General features: G+C 52.3%; 20 protein-coding genes and 1 pseudogene. 12 read left to right on the forward strand and 9 right to left on the reverse strand.

All coding sequences use genetic code 11. The features are described 5' to 3' along the window. Positions 1-94: 94 nt before the first annotated feature. The 7 genes from ATL17_RS08180 (at position 95) to ATL17_RS16905 (ending at position 7,380) form a co-directional block, all read left to right on the forward strand. Positions 95-1,582, forward strand: a complete 1,488-nt coding sequence (locus ATL17_RS08180) for a replicative DNA helicase (protein WP_484177338.1) — start codon at positions 95-97, stop codon at positions 1,580-1,582. Between the two features lie 45 nt (positions 1,583-1,627). Then, positions 1,628-2,758, forward strand: a complete 1,131-nt coding sequence (gene alr / locus ATL17_RS08185) for an alanine racemase (protein WP_133572325.1) — start codon at positions 1,628-1,630, stop codon at positions 2,756-2,758. After that, a complete protein-coding gene (gene radA / locus ATL17_RS08190; RefSeq protein WP_133572326.1) occupies positions 2,759-4,156 on the forward strand; it encodes a DNA repair protein RadA in 1,398 nt (465 codons plus the stop codon). Positions 4,157-4,257: 101 nt separating this feature from the next. Then, positions 4,258-4,842: a CvpA family protein gene (locus ATL17_RS08195; RefSeq protein ID WP_133572327.1), complete on the forward strand. Its 585-nt coding sequence runs from the start codon at positions 4,258-4,260 to the stop codon at positions 4,840-4,842. A 121-nt stretch (positions 4,843-4,963) separates the two neighbouring features. After that, the gene (gene purF / locus ATL17_RS08200; protein WP_133572328.1) at positions 4,964-6,481 is read left to right on the forward strand and encodes an amidophosphoribosyltransferase; all 1,518 of its coding nucleotides are present in this window, start codon (positions 4,964-4,966) and stop codon (positions 6,479-6,481) included. 3 nt (positions 6,482-6,484) lie between these two features. Further along, complete coding sequence (locus ATL17_RS08205) at positions 6,485-7,222, forward strand: SDR family NAD(P)-dependent oxidoreductase (RefSeq protein WP_133572329.1); 738 nt, start codon at positions 6,485-6,487, stop codon at positions 7,220-7,222. Further along, positions 7,219-7,380, forward strand: a complete 162-nt coding sequence (locus ATL17_RS16905) for a hypothetical protein (RefSeq protein ID WP_166638952.1) — start codon at positions 7,219-7,221, stop codon at positions 7,378-7,380. Before ATL17_RS08205 ends, ATL17_RS16905 begins: the two co-directional genes overlap by 4 nt. Here the strand turns inward: ATL17_RS16905 and ATL17_RS08210 are convergent. Further along, entirely contained in the window at positions 7,359-8,120 is a 762-nt protein-coding gene (locus ATL17_RS08210) for a 2-phosphosulfolactate phosphatase (RefSeq protein WP_133572330.1), read from the reverse strand. The genes ATL17_RS16905 and ATL17_RS08210 overlap by 22 nt on opposite strands. After that, on the reverse strand, positions 8,121-8,738 hold the full coding sequence (locus tag ATL17_RS08215) for a LysE family translocator (RefSeq protein ID WP_133572331.1): 618 nt from the start codon (positions 8,736-8,738) through the stop codon (positions 8,121-8,123). A gap of 156 nt (positions 8,739-8,894) precedes the next feature. On the opposite strand from ATL17_RS08215, the gene ATL17_RS08220 reads away from it, so the two are divergent. Then, the gene (locus ATL17_RS08220) at positions 8,895-9,494 is read left to right on the forward strand and encodes a LysE family translocator (protein WP_133572332.1); all 600 of its coding nucleotides are present in this window, start codon (positions 8,895-8,897) and stop codon (positions 9,492-9,494) included. Positions 9,495-9,500: 6 nt separating this feature from the next. On the opposite strand, the gene ATL17_RS08225 is transcribed toward ATL17_RS08220, so the two are convergent. Genes ATL17_RS08225 through ATL17_RS08235 form a run of 3 tightly spaced genes read right to left on the reverse strand, consistent with a single transcriptional unit; the run spans position 9,501 to position 12,694 of the window. Then, a complete protein-coding gene (locus ATL17_RS08225) occupies positions 9,501-10,439 on the reverse strand; it encodes a leucine-rich repeat domain-containing protein (protein ID WP_133572333.1) in 939 nt (312 codons plus the stop codon). 28 nt (positions 10,440-10,467) lie between these two features. Beyond that, entirely contained in the window at positions 10,468-11,931 is a 1,464-nt protein-coding gene (gene der / locus ATL17_RS08230) for a ribosome biogenesis GTPase Der (RefSeq protein WP_133572334.1), read from the reverse strand. A gap of 43 nt (positions 11,932-11,974) precedes the next feature. Beyond that, positions 11,975-12,694 (reverse strand): tetratricopeptide repeat protein, encoded by a 720-nt coding sequence (locus tag ATL17_RS08235; RefSeq protein WP_166638953.1) that lies wholly within the window; start codon positions 12,692-12,694, stop codon positions 11,975-11,977. 141 nt (positions 12,695-12,835) lie between these two features. On the opposite strand from ATL17_RS08235, the gene ATL17_RS08240 reads away from it, so the two are divergent. Both ATL17_RS08240 and ATL17_RS08245 read left to right on the forward strand, forming a co-directional pair. Further along, entirely contained in the window at positions 12,836-13,189 is a 354-nt protein-coding gene (locus ATL17_RS08240) for a TraR/DksA family transcriptional regulator (protein ID WP_133572336.1), read from the forward strand. Between the two features lie 68 nt (positions 13,190-13,257). Further along, positions 13,258-13,704: a hypothetical protein gene (locus tag ATL17_RS08245; RefSeq protein ID WP_133572337.1), complete on the forward strand. Its 447-nt coding sequence runs from the start codon at positions 13,258-13,260 to the stop codon at positions 13,702-13,704. Between the two features lie 76 nt (positions 13,705-13,780). Here ATL17_RS08245 and ATL17_RS08250 read toward each other — a convergent pair. The 3 genes and pseudogenes from ATL17_RS08250 to ATL17_RS08260 form a co-directional block, all read right to left on the reverse strand. Next, positions 13,781-14,622: pseudogene (locus ATL17_RS08250) on the reverse strand (isocitrate lyase/PEP mutase family protein). A 205-nt stretch (positions 14,623-14,827) separates the two neighbouring features. Then, positions 14,828-15,391, reverse strand: a complete 564-nt coding sequence (locus tag ATL17_RS08255) for a thioredoxin family protein (protein WP_133572338.1) — start codon at positions 15,389-15,391, stop codon at positions 14,828-14,830. A 134-nt stretch (positions 15,392-15,525) separates the two neighbouring features. Then, positions 15,526-16,092 (reverse strand): carboxymuconolactone decarboxylase family protein, encoded by a 567-nt coding sequence (locus ATL17_RS08260; RefSeq protein ID WP_133572339.1) that lies wholly within the window; start codon positions 16,090-16,092, stop codon positions 15,526-15,528. Positions 16,093-16,343: 251 nt separating this feature from the next. Here ATL17_RS08260 and ATL17_RS08265 point away from each other — a divergent pair, with 251 nt between their 5' ends. Next, complete coding sequence (locus tag ATL17_RS08265) at positions 16,344-16,928, forward strand: TetR/AcrR family transcriptional regulator (protein ID WP_166638954.1); 585 nt, start codon at positions 16,344-16,346, stop codon at positions 16,926-16,928. Between the two features lie 22 nt (positions 16,929-16,950). Here ATL17_RS08265 and ATL17_RS08270 read toward each other — a convergent pair whose 3' ends face one another. Next, positions 16,951-17,517, reverse strand: a complete 567-nt coding sequence (locus ATL17_RS08270) for an NnrU family protein (protein ID WP_133572341.1) — start codon at positions 17,515-17,517, stop codon at positions 16,951-16,953. Between the two features lie 137 nt (positions 17,518-17,654). Between ATL17_RS08270 and ATL17_RS08275 the strand changes: the two genes are divergently transcribed. Then, complete coding sequence (locus ATL17_RS08275; protein ID WP_133572342.1) at positions 17,655-18,296, forward strand: glutathione S-transferase family protein; 642 nt, start codon at positions 17,655-17,657, stop codon at positions 18,294-18,296.

Genomic DNA, 18,296 nt, shown 5'->3' on the forward strand with positions numbered 1-18,296 from the left:
TCACAGGCCAGCGAATAGGCAATGAAGTAAAAACTGATTTCTCACAGTTGAGGCTGGCCAAAATTGTCGTAATGTGGACAATTGGCTAAGGGGTATGGAAATGGAAGCGGCACAAAAATTCGACGTTGCGCAGTCTGAGGAATATCGGCAGGCGCCACACAATGTTGAAGCGGAACAGGCACTTTTGGGTGCGATCCTTGTGAACAACGAGGCGTTTGACCGTGTGTCTGACTTTTTGTTGGCGGAGCATTTTTACGAACAGGTTCACGCCGACATCTATTCTGTTTGCACCAAGATTATTCGTTCAGGCAAACGTGCCACACCGATCACCGTTAAAACCTTTTTGCCGGATGATTTGACACCTGAATTTTCCATGACGCAATATTTGGCGCGTTTGGCCGCCGATGCGACCACCATCATCAACGCGGCTGATTATGGCCAGACCATTTATGATCTGGCGATCCGCCGCAAATTGATCGTTGTGGGTGAAACTTTGGCGAATGAGGCCTATACGGCTGATTTTGACAGCCCCCCTTCTCTGCAAATTGAGAATACTGAAAAAGCCTTGTTTGAATTGGCGGAAAAAGGCCGTTCGGACGGGGGCTTTGTCGATTTTAGCGCTGCCCTGCGTGAAGCGGTGAATATGGCGGGCGAAGCCTATCGCCGGGATGGGTCACTTTCTGGCCTTGCCACTGGTCTGTTGGATATGGACCAGAAGATGGGCGGCTTGCAGCGGTCTGACTTGATCATCCTCGCGGCGCGTCCTGCGATGGGTAAAACATCGTTGGCCACCAACATCGCGTTTAATATCGCCAAGGCCTATGAGCCAGAGGTGTTGCCCGACGGCACAATCAAGCCAGCCAATGGCGGTGTGGTCGCCTTTTTCTCCTTGGAAATGAGTGCGGAACAGCTTGCCACGCGTATTTTGGCGGAACAGTCTGGCATCTCTTCATCCGATATTCGGCGTGGTAAAATCCATGAAAGCCAATTCTCCAAATTGGTGGAAGCGTCCAATATTATGGCGAAAGCGCCGCTATTTATTGACGATACTGGTGGCTTGGCCATCTCCCAGCTTGCTGCGCGCGCCCGTCGCTTGAAGCGGCAAAAAGGTGTTGACCTGCTCATCGTTGACTATTTGCAGCTTTTGTCAGGCTCTTCGAAGTCCCAAGCCAACCGGGTGCAAGAATTGACCGAGATTACCACCAGCCTCAAAGCGCTGGCGAAAGAGTTGGATGTGCCCATCATCGCATTGTCCCAGCTTTCCCGTCAGGTGGAAGCCCGTGATGATAAGCGCCCACAGCTTGCCGATCTTCGGGAATCTGGTTCTATCGAGCAGGATGCGGACGTGGTGTTGTTCGTTTATCGAGAAGAATATTACCTCAAAGGCAAGATGCCACAGGAAAACACGCCTGAGTTTTTTGAGTGGCAAGCCAAGATGAATGAGGTTGAAGGGCGCGCTGAAGTGATTATTTCCAAGCAAAGGCATGGTCCTACAGGCACAGTGCAGCTACACTTTAACGCGAATCTGACGCGCTTTGGCAATTTGGCCAAAGATGAATATCTGCCAGAGCAGTTGGATTAAAGTTTCCGGCACCGTGGTGCTGCAATAAAGCTATTGGACCCTTATATGACCGACATTCCCGCTTCTTCGCTTTTGAGTTCAGGTCACCTCACCATCGATTTGAATGCGATTGCGCGCAATTGGGCTGCCCTCGATAAAATATCGCCAGGCACCCTCACTGCTGCCGTTGTGAAGTCAAATGCCTATGGGTTGGGGTTGGAAGAAGTGGCCAAGGCCCTGTTTAAAGAAGGGGCGCAATTCTTCTTTGTTGCCAATCCGGAAGAAGGTTTGCGCCTGCGTGCCGCCCTGCCCGCCGCACATATTTTTGTGTTGGGTGGCTTGTGGCCGCGCACCGCTGAAATCTATGCGCAAGCGCGTTTGATGCCGGTGCTGAATTCAATGGCTATGCTTGAGGAGTGGTTGGCCTTTTGTGTGGAACATGGCGAAGCCTATCCGTCCAGCCTGCATTTCGATACGGGCATGAACCGTTTGGGCTTCCGGCTTTCCGATGTGAGCTGGGTGCGTCAGCAATTGGAACGCACGGGCTACCAACCGCAAATGATCATGAGTCATTTGGCCTGCGCAGATCAGCCGACGCATGAGAAAAACCGCACCCAATTGGCGTTTTTCCAGTCGATCATGGCGCATTTCCCCGACATTCCAGCCTCGCTGGCCAATTCTGCTGGCTTGATGGGCTCCAAGCAGAACCATTTCCAATTGGTACGCCCGGGCATTGCGCTTTATGGCGGCCGGGCCATTTCTGGCCGCACCAACCCATTGTCACATGTGGTGAATTTGGACGTGCCGATATTGCAGGTGCGTGATGGTAAAACAGGCGAAACCGTTGGCTATGGTGGTGATTACACTTTGCAGCGCGATAGCCGAATTGCCATTGCCGCCATCGGCTATGGTGATGGCTTTTTGCGCGCCAACAGCTCCGCCACCAACCATATGGGCGCCCGCGTGGCTGTCAAAGGACAATTGGTGCCCGTTTTGGGCCGCATCTCCATGGATTTGACTGCCATCGACGTTACCGATTTGGGGCCAAACGGTCCTGTGCCGGGCGAAATGGTGGAGATCTTGGGGCCAAACGTGTCGGTCGACGATATTGCCGATGCGTCCGGCACAATTGGTTATGAAATTTTGACAGACCTTCAGGGTCGTTATCGCCGTTCCTATGTGGGGGGCGCAGAATAAATGGCCAAGCCAAAGGCGCAATTTGTTTGCCAATCCTGTGGCAATGTCACATCAAAATGGGCTGGCCGCTGCGATAGCTGTGGCGAGTGGAACTCCATTGTTGAAGAGCAGGTCAATTCGGGCGTTGGCTCTGGCCCAAAATCAGCCATTGCGTCTGGTCGCCCTATCGAATTGGTGCCGCTCACCGGCGCAACAGACGATGCGAAGCGCGTCACCACGGGCATTTCAGAATTGGACCGAGTCACAGGCGGCGGTTTTGTCGTGGGCTCTGCCGTGCTTGTGGGTGGCGATCCGGGCATCGGCAAATCCACCCTGTTGCTGCAAGGCGCTGCCGCTTTGGCTGCCAAGGGCCACAATGTGGTTTATATTTCTGGCGAGGAAGCCATCGCGCAAGTCCGTTTGCGCGCTTCTCGCCTTGGGGTAGAGAAAACCCCGGTGCAGCTTGCCAGTGAAACCCATGTGGAAACCATTTTGGCGACACTGGAAGCGGCGGGCAAGCCAGATTTGGTGATCATCGACTCCATCCAAACGCTTTGGACTGATCGGATCGACAGTGCCCCCGGCACAGTGACGCAAGTGCGCACCAGCGCTCAGGCGATGACGCGGTTTGCCAAAAAATCAGGCGCGGCGGTGGTGCTGGTTGGACACGTTACCAAAGATGGGCAGATCGCTGGCCCACGTGTTGTTGAGCATATGGTCGATGCGGTGCTGTATTTTGAAGGCGACAATGGCCACAATTTCCGCATTTTGCGTGGCGTGAAAAACCGCTATGGCGCAACAGACGAAATTGGCGTTTTTGAAATGGCCCATATGGGCTTGCGCGAAGTTGCAAATCCCTCTGCCCTGTTCCTTGATCAACGGGATAAGGACGCAACAGGCTCTGCCGTGTTTGCGGGCATGGAAGGCACGCGTCCGGTGTTGGTGGAAATCCAAGCCTTGGTCTCCCCCTCTCCCTTGGGCACGCCGCGTCGCGCCGTTGTCGGATGGGATAATGCACGCCTCTCCATGGTGCTTGCAGTGCTTGAAACTCATTGCGGCGTGCGTATAGGCGCCAATGATATTTATCTGAATGTGGCCGGCGGCCTTAAGATCGCAGAGCCCGCAGCGGATTTGGCCGTTGCGGCTGCGCTTGTTTCCTCGCTCACCAACGCACCGCTTCCAGCGGATGCGGTTTATTTTGGTGAGGTTAGCCTTTCTGGTGGCGTGCGCCCTGTGTCTCATGCTGGCACGCGGTTAAAAGAGGCGCAAAAGCTTGGCTTCAACATCGCCCACACGGCACAATTGAAAGATGTGGATAAAGGGCTGAATATGCAGCTGGGCAGCCATAAGCAATTGGCAGATCTGGTGGCGCAAATCGCCAGCAAAGGCCGGGCAAATCCACAGCGTGAGCCTGTTTAGCAACAGGCTGCGCCAAGTTTATTTTAATTCGCGGCTAAGTCTTGGCAGGCTGGCCGATAAAGGGTAAATGAAGCACAAAGTGGTTCAAAAGGGATATATTTATGATCACCACCTTTGATATTATCGTTGGCGTTCTTGTGTTGATCTCGGCGCTTTTGGCCACTATGCGCGGATTGACGCGCGAAGTGCTTTCATTGGTCACTTGGGGTGGCTCTGCGGTTTTTGCTTGGTGGATGTATGCCAACAATCCTGAATTGGCGCGCAGCTATGTGGCAGATCCAACCGTTGCCGACATTGTCACCGTTCTGGCCAGCTTCATTATCGCGTTGATCGTTCTGCATCTTTTGACCATGTGGATTGCCGATTTGGTGAGCGACAGCAAGATCGGTCCTTTGGATCGCTCGCTTGGCTTTGTGTTTGGCGGTGTGCGCGGTGTGTTGATCGCGGTTGTTCTGTTGATTTTCGGCCAATGGTTGTTTGCCAGCGAGTTGCAACGCTTTGCGGCCGACAGCAAAACGCTGCCCATGCTCACATCTTTTGGGGATGATTTGATTGCAGCATTGCCGGACAATGTTGAAGAAATGGTCACAGATTTCTTGCGCGGCAGCAGCGCGCCAGAACAGGAAGTGCCGGTCACTGAAGGCACTGATCAGCTTGAAGAAGAATTGAGCACCAGCACAACTTAAGGGCATCGTTCGCCTAATTGTTGAACTGTGTTCGGGGTGAGGCCAGTTGACTCTCACCCAAGAGCGGCGTAATGAGCCGAAACATATGGTAACCCCTTTCACTTTATAGGCGGGAATGCTGATGCACGCACCACACGCTACCGGTCACACCGGGAACCAAGATGACACCAATGAGTTCGATCTTGATGGAGATACGTTGCGTGAGGAATGTGGGATATTCGGCATATTAGGGCAAACGGACGCCGCCGCCCTCACTGCGCTCGGCCTTCATGCTTTGCAGCACCGCGGGCAAGAAGCAGCGGGCATCGTTACCTTTGATGGCGAACAATTCCGCTCAGAGCGCCATATGGGCCTTGTTGGTGACCATTATACCGACGCTGCAACCCTTGAAAAATTGCCGGGCAAAGCCGCAATCGGCCATGTGCGCTATTCCACAACTGGTGAAACCGCTCTGCGCAATGTGCAGCCGCTGTTTGCTGAATTGAGCGCAGGCGGCATTGCTGTTGCCCACAATGGCAACTTCACCAACGCCCTCAAATTGCGCAAAGAGATCATTAAAGACGGCGCAATCTGCCAATCCACTTCTGACTCAGAAGTGGTGTTGCATTTGATCGCCCGGTCTCAGAAAGAACGGTCATCAGACCGCTTTATTGATGCGATTGGCCAAATGGAAGGCGGCTACGCCTTGATCGCCCTCACCCGTACCAAATTGATCGGTGCGCGTGACCCGAACGGCATTCGCCCACTGGTGCTTGGTGATTTGAATGGCTCGCCAATTTTGGCATCAGAAACTTGTGCCTTGGATATTATTGGCGCGAAATTTGTCCGCGACATTAAAAATGGCGAAGTGATCATCTGCGAACGCCAAGCAAATGGTGAAGTCACCATCGAATCCTCCATGCCATTTGGCGAAAAGCCGGAGCGCATGTGCCTGTTCGAATATGTGTATTTCGCCCGTCCAGACAGCATTGTCTCTGGCCGTTCAGTTTACAATGTCCGCAAAAATATGGGCATCAACCTCGCCCGCGAAGCAAAAGTGGATGCGGATGTGGTTGTGCCGATCCCGGATGGCGGTACCCCAGCGGCGATTGGTTATGCGCAGGAAAGCGGCATTCCGTTTGAATTGGGCATTATCCGCAACCATTATGTGGGCCGTACCTTTATTGAGCCGAGCCAACAAATTCGCGCTTTCGGCGTAAAGTTGAAACATTCGGCCAACCGGGGCCAATTGGATGGCAAACGCGTTATTTTGGTAGATGATTCAGTTGTGCGCGGCACCACCTCGGTGAAGATTGTGCAGATGGTGCGTGACGCTGGGGCCAAAGAAGTGCATTTGTGCGTATCCAGCCCTAAGATCACCCATTCTGATTATTATGGTATCGACACGCCAGACCCATCAAAATTGCTGGCAAATCAATATGTTGACCATGATGAGATGTGCAAATTTATCGGCTGCGACAGCCTGCATTTCTTGTCGGTTGATGGTCTTTATAATGCCGTGGGCGGCGTTGAACGCGACCCGAAAAATCCGCAATTCACTGATCATTATTTCACTGGCGAATACCCAACTCGTCTTGTGGATTTAGAAGCGGAAAAAGGCAATATTAAACAACGCTCTATGCTCAGAGAGGCAGGATAATCCATGACAGAACAACAAGATCTGGCTGGCCGTGTGATTGTGGTCACAGGGGCCTCTCGCGGTATTGGCTATTTCAGTGCGATTGAAGCAGCGAAGCGCGGTGCGCATGTGATCGCCATTGCCCGCACTGTTGGCGGTTTGGAAGATTTGGATGATGAAATCCAAGCCGCAGGCGGTACAGCCACATTGGTGCCGATGGATTTGACGGACGGCGATGCGATTGACCGCATGGGCCGCGCTATTTTTGAGCGCTGGGGCAAGTTGGACGGTCTTTTGGCCAATGCAGGCATGCTCGGCGCCATCAGCCCGGTGAGCCATTTGGACCCGAAAGAGGTCAAGAAAGTATTCGACCTGAACGTGATTTCAAATTTCCGTTTGGTGCGCTCGTTGGAGCCTTTGTTGAAACAGTCAGACGCGGGCCGCATTGTGTTTGTGTCATCGAGCTCAGCCTATAGCTGCAAGCCCTATTGGGGCCTTTACGCCGCCACCAAAGCGGCGTTGAACGCCATGGCCAAGTCTTATGCGGGCGAAAATGCAAACACCAAATTGAACATCAATGTGGTCAATCCCGGCCCCACCCGCACCCAAATGCGCGCCAAAGCTGTGCCTGGCGAAGATCCGGATACAATTCCACATCCACGTGAGATTGCGCCGAAATTCATCGATCTAGTTTCGCCTGACTTCGCCGAAAACGGTCAGTTTGTTGACCTCAAAGACAATGGCAAGGTTTCACCGTTGTGAACCGAAAAGTCGTGATCATCGTTGGTGGCTTTGCCCTTGTGGCACTCGGCATTTGGCTTGGTATGCATTTAGAACGATGGCTCGTTGTCGATGCTTGCCTAGACGCTGGGGGACGTATTGATTTGATCCGCGGCTTCTATAATTGCGAACTTGAGTAAAACCGGATCTTTTCGTTCGGGCTCATATCGCAGGGCATATCTGCAGCTTTCATGCCTATATCTTCATAAGTCAGTTCAAGTGTCTGCAATCGCGGCACACACTCAGTCACATTCAATTGGCTCGCCCATTCCACATCTTGTTGGAAGTCACGTTCGGCCAATTCTTTTCCTGACTCGCAACCCAGTAGCGCGCCCAGCAAGTCATCCTCAAACGCTTTGAAAATGGCAATAGCAGCGTCGGCTTCTGATGATTTATGGCCAGTGAGAAAAGACGCAATCGCGCCAGCGGCAAGTTGATCCTCAAATGCGGGTCGTAAGCTGCCATCGCCATGCCAGCGCTCACCTGCAGCCACAATCACAATATCCTCGCCCATCTCCGTAGCTGCATTGGCCGCCGCCTGCGCATTGCGCAATGCACCCACAAAAGTGTATTTCGCCTTGGATAAGGTTGATAGGTTTGAACCATTTGGTGATGGCAAAACAAACTCTTGCCCCGGCTTCACCGCATCTAATGTGGGTGGAGAAAGTGAAAGCCCCTGCTCCTTGCGTTTGCCGACACAGTCAATGGAGAGACATGCGGCTAGCTTCTTGCCGCCCTCATATGTGCCAAACGGAAAAATATTCGCTCCGCGCGTGCAGGCGACAGACAAAGCGGTCGAAAAGCTCAAGCAATCCACAATGATTGCGGTGCCCGTTGCCTGCTCTAACGCTTTTGCCCCCCATTCCACATGCACGCGCATTTAATGCGCCCGGAAGCCGATGGCCAATGCTGCGGCGCCGATGATCACGGCGGCGGAACGGTTCATCCATTTGTAAACGCGGGTCGATGACAGCCACTCACGCGCGCCAGCGGCCAGCAACAGATAAGGCACGGCAACCAGCAGCAAAATCGCTGCGGTACAGCCTAAAATCACGAAATAGTCTGAAAGCGTGATTGCGCTCATATCCAGCAGCACCGGGGCCAACGCCAAGTAAAACAAGATTGGCTTGGGGTTGCTCAGACAAATAATATAGCCATTTAGCGCCAGCGCGAAGATACCCCGTTTGTTGACCACCTCGGTCTTTTTCGGCGCATCGCTGCTCATCCAGAATTTATAGGCAAGATAAAGCAGATAGGCTGCGCCAATAAATTTGGCGACCAAGAAGGCGTCAGCATAAAGCTCACTCACGGCAGCGAGGCCAAGAATGGCGAGCGTCAGCCATGTTAGATCGCCAAAGGTAATGCCGATCAGCATGGCAAAAGCAGGTTTAAATCCGCGCCCTAGCGCAGTGCCCAACAGGGCCATAATACCCGGGCCGGGAATGGCAACAGCAATCGCAAGCGCGATGCAATAAGCGATCAAAGAAACAGTGGTCATGGTGAAGCTCTATTCGTGGTTAGCGGCTCACGCTAATCCGACATGACAATTTGGTCAAGCACAATCCATCAATGGAATGAATAGCTCCATTGATAATTATCACTTTCATTGATTTTGTCTTCATGGCCTAATGTAACTCATATTGCGGAGTTTATTATGCTGATTGGTTTTATCATTGCGGTGATTTTGATCACCATCGTGCCCGGCCCCTCTATTTTGTTGCTGCTCGTCGTAAGTTTGCGGCAGGGCACGCTGGCAGGCTTGAAATTCACATTGGGTGTGTTGGCAGCCGATGCGGTGTTGCTCACCATTTCCCTGCTTGGGCTTGGCGCGGTGCTGCAAGGCTCTGCCATGTTGTTCAGCATTGTGAAATGGGCGGGCGTCGCCTACTTGATCTATCTGGGCATCAAGCAATTGCGTGCGCCCAGCGAAATCAAGCTGGAAACCAATCAGAAGGTGCAGGCGCCCTTCACGCAAGGGTTTGCCATCACGGCCCTCAACCCAAAAGCCATTGGCTTCTTCGTTGCCTTCTTCCCGCAATTTATTGATCATCGCGCCGATGTTATTGCCCAATTGATGGTGCTCGTGCCGCTGTTTATGTCTTTGGTCTTTGGCATTTTTGCCATTTGCGCCATTTTGGCCGGATATAGCCGCATGCTGTTTGAAAACCACGCGGGCCAGATCACCCTAAAATATGGCGCCGCCCTCGGCTTGATCAGCAGCGGCCTCGCTGCAGCCTTTGTTCAAAAGGCATAAGCAAATCTAGTTTAAGTCGAGCTGGGTTATGGTTTCAGGCCAAGACAAATTGGCCAATCCATCTAAATCCAACCCGGTTCTGCCGACCCGGAAGAGCTGCAGATTACGCTGATCTTCCAGTCCGGTGATCTCGGCTAGGTTTTTGCAATTCAGAACGGTGAGTTCGTGCAAGTCAACGCCATCAAGCGACAACGCCTTGAGTTGAAGTTGGTCTTCCACCTGCAATTTGCGCAAAGCGTGGAAGCGTGCAAGATCGCCTAGGCTGTCCAGTCCCCGCACTCGAATAATGCGCAGCTCTTCAAGCGTCTCGTTCTGCACATCATCGATTGATGTTCGACCGCCTATGATCAGCAGCAGCGATTTCAACCCTTGAATCTTATTCACAAAATCTAGGCTTTGACGGTTTGGCATCGAACTAAGTCCAAGCGAGGCTAGGTTCGGCAAGTCGCCAATAATTTCAATGTTTTTGGTGTGCCCCTGAATAAAGAGATCTTGCAGATTTTGCGCGCGGGCCAGCGTTGCCAGGTCAAAATTTCGCTTTTGGTTTCCTGCAACAGAAAGACGGGTCAATTGCTCCAGCGGCAAGCTGTCGATAAAAGCGGGATCGTTCAGCGCGCTGATATCGATCGACAGTTGTTCAAGCTTTGGCAAGCGGGCAATCGTGTCGATGCCCCTCACCTCTTCCATTGCGCCAAGTGTCAGCCATTTCACATTGGGGAGCGCGGATAGGATCGACGCATCAAACGGCTCAATATCGTGCGCAAAAAACCGCACCTCAATCTTGCTGCCGTGCTGTTGGCAAAGTTGATCAATCTCGCGCAACTGCTCAGGCGTATAGCAATCATGGCTGAACTGAATGGTCACGCCATGGCCTGTAGCAAATGCGGTTTCGATCTGCTGCGCGTCAATCGCATCGGTTGGGTCCGTAATCCGTTCCGTTATCATACCCAACCTTTCACGATCCCAATTTTGCTTATCGCTTCACTTTGTCTTTGTCGTGATATGGGTTGTCCCCACCCCGAATCCAAAGCCGGATCGGCACGCCTTCAAGACCAAAGGTTTCGCGCAGGCCCTTCACCAAATAGCGCTCATAAGATTTCGGCAGCGCATCTGGGCGCGAGCAGAAAATAATAAAGCTTGGTGGCCGTGTTTTGGCTTGGGTCATATAGCGCAGTTTGATGCGACGACCAGACACGGCTGGGGGCGGATGGCTTTCGGTCATGCCGGTCAACCATCGATTCAAACGTGCGGTGGAAATCCTTGAATTCCAAGTCTTTTCCACTTTCAGCACCGCTTCCATCAAGCGGTCAATATTCTTGCCGCGCAAGCCAGAAAGGGTCACCAAGGGCACGCCTTTAAGCTGTGGCAACAGGCGCTCGCACGCCTCTTTCATTTCGCGCAAATGTTCCTGCTTGTTTTTCACAAGGTCCCATTTGTTCAGCGCGATCACGATGGCGCGGCCTTCGCGTTCCACCAAGTCCGCAAGCTGCAAATCCTGCTTTTCAAACGGGATTGTTGCATCCAGCATCAGCACCACGATTTCGGCATATTGGATCGAGCGCAGTGCATCGGCCACAGAAAGTTTTTCCAGCTTTTGCTGCACTTTCGATTTTTTGCGAATGCCTGCCGTGTCCACCAAATTGATGGTCCGGCCATGCCAATCCCAAGGCACCATGATTGCGTCGCGTGTGATGCCCGCTTCCGGGCCCGTCAAAACGCGCTCAGCGCCAACCATTTTGTTGATCAGCGTTGATTTACCCGCATTTGGACGCCCCACAATGGCCACGTTCAGGAAGCGGTTCGGGTCATAGGTGCCCTTGCCGTCTTCAACCCCTTTGCCGTCTTCTTCCAAATCGACATTGATTTCCGGCATCATGCTTTCATCAAGGTTGGCCACCGCCGCCTCAAATTCAGCTTCGCCCTCTTTCAAATCTTCTGCCGCTTCTTCAATCGCTGTCGCCACAATGTTGTAGAGGTCGGCCAGGCCCATGCCATGTTCGGCAGAAAGGGCGATAGGTTCGCCAAAGCCCAGTTTGAAGGCTTCATAAAGCCCCGCATCCGCCAATTGACCTTCATATTTGTTGGCCACCAGCGTGACCTTTTTGTCGGCCTTGCGCAGCAAGCGGGCGAAATGTTCGTCCATCGGTGTCACGCCAGCGCGCGCGTCGATCATGAACAAAATCACGTCTGCAACGCGGATCGCTTCTTCCGTTTGCTGGCGCATGCGTGCTTCCAAGCTGCCATCATCGGCATCTTCATAGCCTGCGGTGTCGATCAAATTGAAGGTGAGATCGCCAATGCGACCAGTGCCTTCGCGCCGGTCGCGGGTTACGCCTGGCGAATCGTCCACCAGCGCTAGCTTTTTGCCCACCAGACGGTTGAACAATGTCGATTTGCCGACATTGGGCCGCCCAACGATCGCAACAGATACACTCATTTTGTTGGCTCCAATAGCCTAAATATTATCGCGGAAACGCCGCTTATTCGCTTGGGGCAGCTTCCGTTTCAGCCGGTGCTGCTTCCTCTGCCGCTGGGGCCGCTTCTTCTGCCACGCCTTGAGATTCAAGCTGTGCCAGATATAGGCCAACACGTTGGGCCAAATTGCGCGGTGCTGCCGGGTCGTTTGCCACAGCTTCAAACTGGTTCAATGCTTCGGCGAACTGGCCAGCCTGATAGTAGGTCAAGCCCAAAGCTTCACGTGCCGCATTGCGCAATGGATGGCCATCCACTTGCAAGTCGCCAACCCGCTGGCTCACGGCCAATGGGTCGCCGCCATCCACCAGCAAATAAGCTGCGAAAAGCGATGACAATTCGCGCAAACGCTGGTCGCCTTGGCTTGTGGCAATGGCGTCATAGGCGGCAACCGCCTCGTCAATTTTGCCTTGCTGCGCCAAAGCCGCTGCTTCGCGGAAGCTTGCCAAAGCCGGGTAATTGCCCGCGCCATTGGCTTCAATTTCATTAAGGGCTGCAATGCCCTCGTCATAATTGCCCTCTTCCACTTGGTCGAGTGCCGCCACAAATTGCTCAGCAGATGCATTTTGCTGTGAGCTTTGCCACCAGCGCCATGCCTCGTTGCCCGCAACAATCAGCACGATCACAACCGCCGCGCCAATGATCCATGGGCCAAATTGGCTCCATAGTCTGCGCATGCGTTCATTCCGCAAATCTTCGTCTACTTCGTGAAAAATTTCGTCTGACATAGTTTGGCTCTTTATTCCGGGCGTATTTGAGTGCTGCACCATAGTGTGATGCAAACAAAAATGCAATTTATCTCAAGCAAAATGCGCTGAAAATTCACTCCCCTTTTGATTTTTTCTGAAAGCAGTTAAAATCAGCAGCTTATGGATGAATTGACTGAGCAAGAAGTGGACGGCTTTAAAGCTGTTTTGCTAGCAAAGCAACAAGAATTGCAAGCCATCGATGCGCTGGGCGAAGAGGCCCGCAAAGCGGTGGAGCTGGACCAACAATCCGTTGGCCGCCTTTCCCGCATGGATGCCCTTCAGGGCCAAGCCATGGCCCAAGCTCAAAAACGCCAACGCCAACGTGAACTCACACGCATCGAGATGGCCCTCACCCGCCTGCAAAATGGCGACTATGGCTATTGCGACAGCTGCGGCGACCCGATCGCGAAACGGCGATTAGAAGTCGACCCTGCAGCAGGATTTTGTATTCGGTGCGCTGAGGGGAATGAGTGAGGTTCATGTTGACCTGACGAGAGCGATGTGGCTTCACTGCCATTTTTGCACCAGTTTAGTATTCACAAATGAGACACAAAAAGCTTCATAGCGTTGCCCACAATTACGCCGCCTCGCTGGCAGGTGGCGTTAGTTTTGTTGTTCCAAATCGTCTTCTTCTTTCAGATATCTTTGCAGAGGCGGCAGCAAACAAAGAGGGTGTTATCACAGCGGACTTTTTGACCGGCGAGGTTGACGGTGCGATCAAGAATGGGGAAGTCGAGCAGGCTTTGCCATTGCTGAAAAATGCGTTCCCCCAATTTTGTGAGAAGCACGGTGTTCATGCGTCTGAATACAAAGCGTTTCTAGCTCGCTTCGTTTTACACAGGACAGAGGTCAGCTATTTCATCACGATTGAGGATGACAACGGCAAGCGGAGCACTGTTGAATATATTGGGCGCGCGGGGAAACGCGCGGAGGAGTTAGATCATCTTGGCAGGCGACGCCCCAAACTTTCTAGCAATCCGCCTCAATGATCGAGTTCGTCATGTTGTGCCAAAAGCAGATAGTCAAGTTAGGCGCATGTCCATGTTGCAATGGATATAATTACAGTCACTTTCGCCCTGAATATTGCTCTTGCGACATGAGGCCGGCCAAAACAGCATCCGGAATAGCAGCCGAAGCGTAAGTGAATGTGCCCTTGTCCCTGACTTCCTCAGCCGCACGCTTAAGCGCACCATATGCAGCCCTAGCAAAGGAACCGCCGACACTAATACGGCTAACCCCTGCTTCAGATAGTTCTTCAACAGTATAGCTCTGACCTTTAAGTCCCATTACAACATTCACCGGTTTATCAACTTCGCTGCACACGGTTCGGATGGCCTCAATGTCCGGCAAACCGGGGCATAGAGCACATCAGCCCCGGCCTCCGAGAAAGCCTGCAGGCGCGATATTGTATCCTTGAGGTTGGGCCGACCCCAGAGGTAATTCTCTGCGCGGGCGGTTAACAGAAAAGGAAGTCCCGACGCAGCTTCCGCAGCAGCACGAATGCGTGCGACTGCCAAATCAAATTCAAAAATCGGCTCATCGGGATTGCCAGTGGCATCCTCAATGGAACCGCCAACCAAGCCGATTTCAGATGCAATGCAAACAGTTTCCGCGCAGATTTCGGGCTGATCACCAAATCCATCCTCTAAATCTGCAGACACTGGAATATCGCAAGCTCTAACAACTTCGGTCGCGTTCGCAATAAGCTCGTCGCGGCTTAGTCCGGCAAAAGAATCTCGCTTGCCAATAGAAAAGGCATAACCAGCGCTGGTCGTTGCCATGGCTTCAAACCCCATGCTGGCAAGCAGCCGTGCCGAACCTGCATTCCAAGGGTTTGGCATAATGAACGCCTCGGTTCTGTTGTGTAACGACTTAAAAATGTCGAACTTCGCCTCCTGATCCATCATCCCCTCCTAAAAATTCAGCGGCTAAGTCAACTTGGAACATATAGAGAACATTTGCAACCGTAAACCGACTGCTCTTGGACACGACCTATTCTTAGCCGTAAGATTTACTGCTACGCATTTTGATCAAACGCTCTTTACCGCTCTCCTGCACCGCAACAAACGGGCATTGATAGACACACAGTGATTTCAGCGGCTCTTCTGTTACCTAATGACCAGGAACGACTTCTCTCCACTTAATCGAACACCCCATTGATGGGACTTGTTCCTGCGGCCCTTTTCCTGTTTTGGCAATTAGCTTCATGGCATTGACCAGTTCTTTGGTGCGTCCTGCTGGGTTCCCCATGCGTGCATCATCTAAACGGCCGCGATATTGAAGTTTGCCATCTTTGTTGAGACCAAAGAAATCCGGCGTACACACAGCGCCATAGGCGCGGCCAACTTCCTGTGTTTCATCGACCAAATAGGGAAAATTAAATCCGAAATGGTTGGCGAATTTTATCATATTTGGGGGGCTGTCGGCGGGAGTATATTGATAGTCGTTTGACATCACCGCCAACACATTGATCCCCTCGCCCTGTAATTCTTTTGCATCGGCGGCCAACCGCTCGCCAATCGCATGCACATAGGGGCAGTGATTGCAGATAAATGCAACCAACAAGCCTTTCTCGCCCAGATGTTCAGACATGGTGAAGCTCTTCCCGTGCGGGTCTTTGAGCGTAAATTCAGGCGCTTGCCAGCCAAAGTCGCAAATGGGTGTATCGAGTAGCATAGTGCTCTCCTGTTATGGTGGGCTAGATGGTGCCCGATCCAAAGGACCGGGCTCCCAAATTACCGTGTTCTGTTCCAGCGACGTTATTGTGATCAATAATTTTCCAGAACATCCTGATAAAGGTGCTTTGTCAATTATGCCGCATTGGCTTGATCTGCCGACCAAGCGTTAGGCGCAAAGGCCTTATCGATTTCTGTTTGCGCAATATGATTTGTGTAGTTGGACATCACTTTGAGGCTGGTGCCGAGAATAACTTCCAAAACGTGCTGCCGCGTGTAACCAGCAGCAAGGAAAGCTTCAATTTCGGCATCAGAAGGCCAACCACGACGCTCATTGATCACGCCCGCGAAGGTGCGCAAGGCTTCTAGTTTGGCATCGGCGATGGGCGTGTTTGTGCGCAAAGCTTCAATAATGTCAGCCGGCACTTTCGCCATTTGAGAAATCGATGTGTGCGCCGCCATGCAATATTCGCAGCCATTCAACCGATTGTTGGTCATCAAGATAATCTGACGTTCGGTTTCAGAGAAATCAGTTTTGTCGAAGATGCCAGACAGCGTCATATAGCCTTCAAGGATCGCAGGTGCTTCAGCCATGGTGCCCAAAAGGTTGGGCACAAAGCCATAGGCGGCTTTTGCTTTCTCAAGCAGGGGTTTTGAAGCTGAGGGCGCTGTGGATGCGTCGTAAGTGCGAAAATCAGTCATGGGCTTATTCCTTTGATGCGTTTCTAAGCTGATCGATTGTTTATACCAATCAGTACAAACAATCTGCAAAGTTTATACCGATCGGTCAACACAAAATTTGAGAAGCGCACATCACGTTGATTTTACTGCTTTCTCCAAAGATTTTTTTTACCCACCCTCGCCGGGGCTTCACCCAAACCGCCTTTGTGTTGAATGATCGGTATAAAAAAACTATGGTGTGCAGAGCGATTAATGATCCGGAATGCCGTGCCATGCCCTGGAAGAAGAATTTTGACTTAGATGAAGCCACCTCAAAAGCCACAGAGGTTTTTTGGGCAAAAGGCTATGAAGCCACATCGATCACCGATTTGGTGAATGCGATGGAGGTCAATAAGGGGAGCCTCTACAACGCCTTCGGCAGCAAGAAGGATTTGTTCATCCGCTCGCTGCTGCAATATGATCGCCTGTACCGCCAGCGATTATTGACTGAAATGGGCGCCATAGACGATCCCAAGGCGGCGATCATGGCTTTGTTTGACCGTATGATTGAAGAAAGTGAGGCCGACAGCCAACGCAAAGGTTGCCTTCTGGTCAACACTGCGCTCGATCTGCCAAACCATGATCCAGACGTGCAGAAAATGGTGAAAGCCGCGCTTTTAGAGTTCGAGCAATTTTTTGAAACATGCGTGAAACGAGGTCACCAGCAAGGCACAATTTCCCAAATGGTAGACGCACAGGTAGCGGCAAAATCGCTGCTTGCCCTTGTCGTCGGTCTGCGCGTTCTGGCCCGCGGTGTATTTGATCGTTCATGCCTGACCGCAATCCGCGATCAGGCCATGAAAATCATTGCTGACTAATTCAGTCCGCAGCAGATATTTGTTAGAACAACGGCACGCCAATCAGCGCCCCATGGCCCCAGAATGCGAACAGGGCGAAGGCCACGCCGCCAACCACAACAGCAATCACGTCATTGGTCACTGGCCCGGCAACCGGGTTCGGTGCGCCCCGGCGCTTCAAATTGATGCGGTTCCAAACGGCCCAGCCTAAAAAGCTCCAAAACAGGATGATCGACGCCAGATCGCCATTCACCAAAAGGTGGGCGAAGGCCCAGATTTTGACGGAAAGGATCATCGGGTGTTTCAGCGCCGCTTTGATCTTACCGGCTGGCACATAGGTGGCTGCCAAAGCGATAAAGGCGAGCAGCATCAGGCCGTGGGCGATGTGGCGGAAGAAATATGGTGTTTCATAAATGATCACCGGATCCATGCGCGCCTGGCCATAGCCCCAAACGATCAGGGCGAAGCCGATCAGGGATTCGGCAGCATAAAGCCCTTTCCATGTCATCTCGCCGCGCTTGGCGATGAATTTTTCCCGAAAATCAGGCACCAACATGCGTGCCGAGTGAACACCTAAAAACAAGATTAAGCCTAAGATCAGCCAGAGCATTTTATCCCCCTAAAACAATATGTTCAGCAATTTAGAAATGTTCGCCCAGCGATGCAATAGATTTAACGCGGCCTCGGAGGGTTGACGCGTCTGCCCATAGCTGTCAGCCCTAAGTCATTCGTTTATGGGAGGGCGGCATGTCAGAATTTATCATCACCACTTATGATTGGGTGCCAGAATTGCCGCGCGGATATGTTCGTGATTTGCGGTTGCGTTGGGCAATGGAAGAAGCCCAACTGCCTTACCGCGTTGAAAGCACACCCTTTCATGATCGTGGCCCGGAGCATTTCGCCAAACATCCTTTTGGCCAAATCCCCTGGCTGACGCACAATGGCCAAACCATTTTCGAAAGCGGTGCTGCCCTGCTCTATTTGGGCGAGCAGAGTGAGCATTTGATGCCAAGCAATCAAGCCGATCGCTTCACCGTTACCCAATGGGTGTTTGGCGCCCTCAACTCCATGGAGATGGCCAGCGTGCCATGGTCTCTGTTCAAATTTTCCGGCACCGACAATGATCAATCTGGCTTTGGCATGTTCGATAATTTCCTTGGTAATCGCCTGACCCACCTTGAAAGTTTCATCGGCGAGAAACATTGGCTCACTGACCAATTTTCCATCGCCGACATTTTGATGGTTGATGTGCTGCGCTTGGTTGATCGATTTGATGGCCTCAACGCCTACCCGAACTGCCGCGCCTTAAAAGAACGCGGCGAGGCCCGCCCTGCCTTTGTCAAAGCACATGCTGATCAGTTGGCACATTTCCAAGCGGCGGATGGGTAA

Origin of the sequence: Maritalea mobilis (genome assembly GCF_004363175.1) — a bacterium.
In the GTDB taxonomy this organism is placed as follows: domain Bacteria; phylum Pseudomonadota; class Alphaproteobacteria; order Rhizobiales; family Devosiaceae; genus Maritalea; species Maritalea mobilis.